General features: G+C 64.9%; 7 protein-coding genes. 4 read left to right on the forward strand and 3 right to left on the reverse strand.

The window, feature by feature from the left end; translation table 11 throughout:
- Positions 1-50: 50 nt before the first annotated feature.
- From EN969_RS13460 to EN969_RS13475, 4 genes are read left to right on the forward strand one after another with little or no spacing between them, the layout of a single operon-like run.
- Positions 51-755 (forward strand): ABC transporter ATP-binding protein, encoded by a 705-nt coding sequence (locus tag EN969_RS13460; RefSeq protein WP_063170113.1) that lies wholly within the window; start codon positions 51-53, stop codon positions 753-755.
- A gap of 5 nt (positions 756-760) precedes the next feature.
- Complete coding sequence (locus EN969_RS13465; protein WP_027035600.1) at positions 761-1642, forward strand: branched-chain amino acid ABC transporter permease; 882 nt, start codon at positions 761-763, stop codon at positions 1640-1642.
- 4 nt (positions 1643-1646) lie between these two features.
- Entirely contained in the window at positions 1647-2276 is a 630-nt protein-coding gene (locus EN969_RS13470; protein WP_063170114.1) for an FMN-binding negative transcriptional regulator, read from the forward strand.
- Between the two features lie 29 nt (positions 2277-2305).
- A complete protein-coding gene (locus EN969_RS13475; RefSeq protein WP_063170115.1) occupies positions 2306-3352 on the forward strand; it encodes an ornithine cyclodeaminase in 1047 nt (348 codons plus the stop codon).
- 12 nt (positions 3353-3364) lie between these two features.
- On the opposite strand, the gene EN969_RS13480 is transcribed toward EN969_RS13475, so the two are convergent.
- The 3 genes from EN969_RS13480 to EN969_RS13490 all read right to left on the reverse strand — a co-directional run.
- Positions 3365-4468, reverse strand: a complete 1104-nt coding sequence (locus tag EN969_RS13480; RefSeq protein WP_063170116.1) for an alcohol dehydrogenase family protein — start codon at positions 4466-4468, stop codon at positions 3365-3367.
- Between the two features lie 8 nt (positions 4469-4476).
- Positions 4477-5856: an aspartate aminotransferase family protein gene (locus tag EN969_RS13485; RefSeq protein ID WP_063170117.1), complete on the reverse strand. Its 1380-nt coding sequence runs from the start codon at positions 5854-5856 to the stop codon at positions 4477-4479.
- A gap of 32 nt (positions 5857-5888) precedes the next feature.
- The coding region (locus EN969_RS13490; protein ID WP_127419174.1) for an aldehyde dehydrogenase family protein at positions 5889-6060 on the reverse strand (172 nt) is incomplete at its 5' end.

Raw genomic sequence — 6060 nt, forward strand, 5'->3', positions numbered from 1 at the left:
TGTCGAGACCCTGATCCCCGAAGCCGCCGACGTTCCGGCGCCGTGATGTCATGCTGAGCGTCGAAGCCCTGAAAATCCGGTACGGCGAGGTCGAGGCGGTGCGCCGCGTCGACCTCGCCGTCGACAGCGGCGAGATCATCGCCCTGGTCGGCGCCAACGGTGCCGGCAAGAGCTCGACGCTCGGCGCCGTCGCCGGGCTGGTGCCGGCGGCATCGGGCAAGGTGGTCTTCGACGGTGTCGACATCACCGGCCTGGCGCCGGAGGCGATCGCCCGCAAGGGCGTCGCGCTGGTTCCGGAAGGCCGCCGCATCTTCGCCAGCCTGACGGTGGCCGACAATCTGCGTCTCGGCGGCGCGGTGCATCAGCCGGCGGCCGAGGCGCGGCTGCGCGAAGAGGAGATGCTGGAGCTGTTCCCGATCCTGCGCCGCTACCACCGCGTCAAGGGCGGCAATCTGTCGGGCGGCGAACAGCAGATGCTGGCCATCGCCCGCGCGCTGATGGGCAAGCCGCGCATGATCCTGCTCGACGAGCCCTCGCTCGGCCTTGCCCCGCAACTGATCGACACCGTCTTCGACCTGATCGCCGAACTGCGCCGCAAGGGCCTGACCATCCTTCTGGTCGAACAGAATGTGGCGCTGGCGCTCGAAATCGCCGACCGCGCCGTCGTGCTCGCCAATGGCGAAGTGGTGCTGTCGGGCAGGGCAAAAGAACTCGCCTCTTCGGACCTCGTCCGCCAGGCCTATCTAGGAGCTTAAGAAGCATGATCGCGCAGCAGATCATCAATGCGGTGAGCCTCGGCGGCGTCTATGCGCTGCTGGCGCTCGGGCTGGCGATCGTCTTTTCCATCGTCGGCCTGATCAACTTCGCCCATGGCGAACTGATGACGCTGTCGGGCTATGCGCTGCTGGCCTCGCTGGTGCTTGGCTTTCCGTTCCCGGTGGCGGTGCTTGTCGCCGTGTCCTGCGGCGCGCTCGCCGCTGTCGCCATGGAGCGCATCGCGTTCAGGCCGATGCGCGGCGCCAGCGTCACCAGTCTGTTGCTGACCAGCTTCGCTGTCTCCAGCCTGCTGAAGGTCGTCTTCCAGAACGGCATTTCGGCGCGGCCGCAGGCTGTCGCCATGCCTGGCTGGATGACCGGCGCTTTCTCCTTCGGCGATTTCACCATCGGCGTCGGTCCCAGCATCTCCATCGTCGTCTCCGCACTGGCGCTGATTGCGCTGGAAGTCTTCCTGCGCCGCTCGGTGACCGGGACGGCGATGCGTGCCGCAGCGGAGGATTTCGACGTCGTGCGCCTGATGGGCATTCCGGCCAGCCGCATCATCGCCACCGCCTTCCTGCTCTCCGGCCTGCTCGCCGGGCTGGCGGCCATGCTGTGGGTGGCGCAGCGTGCCTCGGTCGACCCGCTGATGGGTTTCACGCCGGTGCTGAAGGCGTTTATCGCCGCCGTCGTCGGCGGGCTCGGCAGCTTGCCCGGTGCTGTCGCCGGCGGCTTCCTGCTCGGCATCATCGAGGTGCTGCTGCAAGCGACATTGCCGGGAGCGATCGCGCCCTATCGCGACGCCATCGTGCTGTCGGGCGTCATCGCCGTGCTGCTGGTTCGCCCGCAAGGCCTGATCCCGGCGGTTCGCGCCCAGCGAAGCTGACCTGATGTATACCAAGCCCGAGTTCGCGCCACTGTCGCGCGACGAGGTGTTCGGCCTGATCGAGGCCGCGGCCTTTGCCACGGTGGTGACAGCGGGACCGCAGGGCCTTGTCGTCTCTCATCTTCCCTTCGTGCTCGATCGCGCGCGGGGTGAAAACGGAACGCTGATCTCGCATCTCGCCCGGGCCAATCCGCACAGCACCTTGATCAGCGAAGGCAGGGAGACGATCACTGTCTTCCACAGCCCGCATGGCTACATCTCGCCGTCCTGGTATCCGCGCAATCCGGTGCGCGACAGCGCGCCGACCTGGAACTTTGCCGTCGTGCATTGTCATGGGCATCCGGTGCCGCTCGACGATCACGGCACCGCCCGGCATCTCCTGCAGCTTGTCGACGTGCTGGAGAAGGATCGCGACGATCGCTGGGGCATGCGTGAGCTCGGACCAGGCGGCATGGAGCGGCGCATACCTGGTATCATAGGGTTTGACCTGCCGATCGGGCGGCTCGAAGCCAAGTTCAAGATGGGCCAGGATGAGCGCCTCTACGACACAGGCGGAGCCATCAGGGTGCTGGAGCAAAACGATCCGGCGCTGGCAACAATGATGAAGGCACACAACGCGCATCGCCAGGACTGAGCGCCTGCATGCGGCAAGGATAAGAAAAAATGATCCCCAATCTCAACATCGTGCCCTTCGTCAGCGTCGATCATATGATGAAGCTGGTGCTGAAGATCGGCGTCGAACGCTTCCTCGTCGAACTCGCCGGCTACATCGAGAATGATTTCCGCCGCTGGGAGCTGTTCGACAAGACGCCGCGCGTCGCCTCGCACAGCGCCGAGGGTATCATCGAACTGATGCCGACCAGCGACGGCGAAGTCTACGGCTTCAAATATGTCAACGGCCATCCCAAGAACATGCGCGAGGGACGCCAGACCGTGACCGCCTTCGGCATGCTCGCCGACGTCCACAATGGCTACCCGGTATTGCTGTCCGAAATGACCATCCTGACGGCGCTGCGCACGGCGGCGATGTCGGCTCTGGCCGCCAAGTACCTGGCGCCGGCCGGCTCCAGCTGCATGGCGCTGATCGGCAACGGCGCCCAGGCCGAATTCCAGGCGGTGGCCTTCAAGGCGCTGCTCGGCGTCGACAGGCTGAGGCTTTACGATATCGACCGCTCGGCCACCGAAAAATGCATCCGTAATCTCGCCGGTCTCGGCTTCGACATGGTCGCCTGCGGCACCGCGCAGGAGGCGGTCGAGGGGGCTGACATCATCACCACCGTCACCGCCGACAAGCAGTACGCCACCATCCTCACAGACAACATGGTCGGCTCCGGCGTGCACATCAACGCGGTCGGCGGCGACTGTCCCGGCAAGACCGAATTGCATCGCGATATCCTGCTGCGCTCAGACATCTTCGTCGAATACCCGCCGCAGACCCGCATCGAGGGCGAGATCCAGCAGCTTGCGCCGGATCATGAGGTGATCGAGTTGTGGCAGGTGATGTCAGGCGCCGTGCAAGGCCGGCGCGATTCCGGCCAGATCACGCTGTTCGATTCGGTCGGCTTCGCCATCGAGGATTTTTCGGCGCTGCGCTATGTCAGGGATCAGCTGAAGTCGACCGGCCTCTACCAGGAACTCGACATGCTGGCCGACCCCGACGAACCGCGCGACCTGTTCGGCATGCTGTTGAGGGCGGCCCAGCAGGGTTGAGGCATAGAGTGTTCAGCCAGCCGAACCCCACATGGCATCCGGCACCACCACCAGCTTGCCGACGAAATCCTTGGCAATGAAATCCGCCTGCGCATGGTGGAAATCGGAGAGCTTGTAGACGCCACCGACCAGCGGCCGGATTTTCTTCGCCTCGATGTAACCAACGATGCGACGGAAATCCGCGCGCGTGCCCTGGCTCGAACCATGCAACTGCAACTGCTTGAGATACATGGTCCTGAGATCGAGTTGCACGACCGGACCGGCAATCGCGCCGGCGGTCGTGTAGCGGCCTTCGGGCCTGAGAATACGCAAGAGGTCGTTGAAGATCGCGCCGCCGACCAGGTCGGCCACCACGTCGATCGGTTGGCCGCCGGTCGCTTCAATCACGGCTTGCGGCAGGTCTGCGACGCCACGGGTGATGACCGCCTCGGCGCCGATGTCCAGCACCGCCTGTTCCTTGCCCTTGCCGACGACGGCATAGGGAATGGCGCCGCGCGCCCGTGCCAGTTGCACGATGCCGGAACCGACGCCGCCCGAGGCGCCGGTGACCAGCACGCGCTCGCCGGCCTTCAAGCCGGCGCGCTCCAGCATCTGTTCGCCGGTCAGGTAAGCGCAGCAGAAGGTGGCGAGTTCGACGTCGCTCATGTCGGTATCGACGACATGCGTATTCTCGGCCGGCACGGCCTGGTATTCGGCGTAGCCGCCGTCGCGGCCATGGCCCATATAGTCGATGTCGGCGAGCGAATCGTCGTCGCGATTGTAGATGGAGAAATCGACCATCACCCGTTCGCCGATACGCTCCGGCGACACGCCTTCGCCGACGGCGGCGATGGTACCGACGGTGTCGGTGCCCTGGATGCGCGGGAAAACAAGCGTGTTGCCCTGGCGCCGCCATGTCGACACGGCGGCAGCGTCCTCCTCCGTGCCATAGGCGCCCTGGCGCACCCAGACATCGGTGTTGTTCATGCCGCAAGCGCTGACCTTGACCAGCACTTCACCTGGCGCAGGCGCGGGCACTTTCACATCGCTGCGGTAGACGAGTTTTTCCGGCCCGCCGTGCCCGACAAGCAGCACGGCGGCCATGGTGGCGGGGAGGGTTCTGGTCATGGCATTCATAGTCGATCTCAGAGATTGGCAAACACGCTCTTGACCGCATCGGCGGTCTTCGACACGACGATGTCGGCTTCCTCGCGGGTCAGGCAGAGCGGCGGCGCGAAGCCAAGAATGTCGCCCTGCGGCATGGCGCGGCCGATGACGCCGCTTGCGGCAAGCGCTGTCGCCACCTGCGGTCCGATCTTCTGCGAAGCGTCGAAGAACACCCGGTCGTCCTTGTCGGCAACGAATTCCACCGCTGCCAGCATGCCGTCGCCGCGGACGTCACCGACATTCTTGTGGCCGCCGACCGCCTTGGCCAGCTCGGCGCGGAAATAGGCGCCGGTCTCCTTGGCATTTGTCACAAGATCCATCTCGTCGATCAGCTCGAGATTGGCGACGCCGGCGGCAACGCAGATCGGATGTGCCGAATAGGTCCAGCCATGGCCGAGCGAACCGAGCTTGTCGGAGCCCTCAACCAGCACCTGCCACATCTTGTCGGCGACGATGACGCCCGACAGCGGCGCATAGGCCGAGGTCAGGCCCTTGGCGATGGTGATCAGGTCCGGCTTGATGCCGTAATGGTCGGAGCCGAACATGGTGCCCAGTCGGCCGAAGCCCGTCACCACTTCGTCGGCGACCAGAAGCACGTCGTACTTCTTCAACACCGCCTGGATCTTTTCCCAATAGCCGGCCGGCGGCGGCACGATGCCGCCAGTGCCGAGGATCGGCTCGCCGATGAAGGCAGCGACGGTTTCCGGGCCTTCGGCCAGGATCATCTCCTCGAGCTTGTCGGCACAATGCTGCGAAAACTGCTCCTCGCTCATCGAACGGTCGGCGCGGCGGAAGTAGTAGGGTGCCTCGGTGTGCAGGATCGGCGCGCGCGGCAGGTCGAAGGCGTTGTGGAACAGGTCGAGCCCGGTCAGCGATCCCGTCATCACGCCCGAGCCGTGATAGCCGCGCCAGCGCGAAATGATCTTCTTCTTCTCCGGCCGGCCGAGCACGTTGTTGTAGTACCAGATCAGCTTGATGTTGGTTTCGTTGGCATCCGAACCGGAGAGGCCGAAATAGACCCGCGACATGCCCTGCGGCGCGCGATCGATGATCATCTTGGCCAGCGTGATCGAGGCCTCGGTACCGTGGCCGACATAGGCGTGGTAATAGGCGAGGTTCTTCGCCTGGGCGGCGATGGCGTCAGCGATCTTCTGGCGGCCGTAGCCGACATTGACGCAATAGAGCCCGGCGAAGGCATCGAGGCTCTTCCTGCCATTGTTGTCCCACACGGTGACGCCTTCACCGCCGGCCATGATGCGTGTCGGGCTTTCGCCCCGCGCGTGCGTGCCCATATGGGTCGAGGGATGGAAGAAGTGGTCGCGATCCCAGGCGGCGAGTTCGTTGGACTGGTCGAGCATTTTTTAACTCCTTGAGGGATGGCAGGACGAACCTAGGCGACGTCCAGACAGAGATACTTCAGATCGGTGAAGGCTTCGAGCCCGTGGCGCGAGCCTTCGCGCCCGATGCCCGATTGCTTGACGCCGCCGAACGGGATCGGCGCGCCGGTGATCTTGACGCGGTTGATGGCGACCATGCCGTAGTCGAGCGCGCGGCCCATGCGC

Origin of the sequence: Mesorhizobium sp. M7A.F.Ca.CA.003.01.2.1, from assembly GCF_003998945.1 — a bacterium.
In the GTDB taxonomy this organism is placed as follows: Bacteria; Pseudomonadota; Alphaproteobacteria; order Rhizobiales; family Rhizobiaceae; genus Mesorhizobium; species Mesorhizobium ciceri.

Coding starts and splice junctions, on each gene's coding strand:
- EN969_RS13470 (WP_063170114.1), top strand. CDS start 1,647: ATGTATACCAAGCCCGAGTTCGCGCCACTGTCGCGCGACGAGGTGTTC.
- EN969_RS13480 (WP_063170116.1), bottom strand. CDS start 4,468: ATGAATGCCATGACCAGAACCCTCCCCGCCACCATGGCCGCCGTGCTG.
- EN969_RS13465 (WP_027035600.1), top strand. CDS start 761: ATGATCGCGCAGCAGATCATCAATGCGGTGAGCCTCGGCGGCGTCTAT.
- EN969_RS13485 (WP_063170117.1), bottom strand. CDS start 5,856: ATGCTCGACCAGTCCAACGAACTCGCCGCCTGGGATCGCGACCACTTC.
- EN969_RS13475 (WP_063170115.1), top strand. CDS start 2,306: ATGATCCCCAATCTCAACATCGTGCCCTTCGTCAGCGTCGATCATATG.
- EN969_RS13460 (WP_063170113.1), top strand. CDS start 51: ATGCTGAGCGTCGAAGCCCTGAAAATCCGGTACGGCGAGGTCGAGGCG.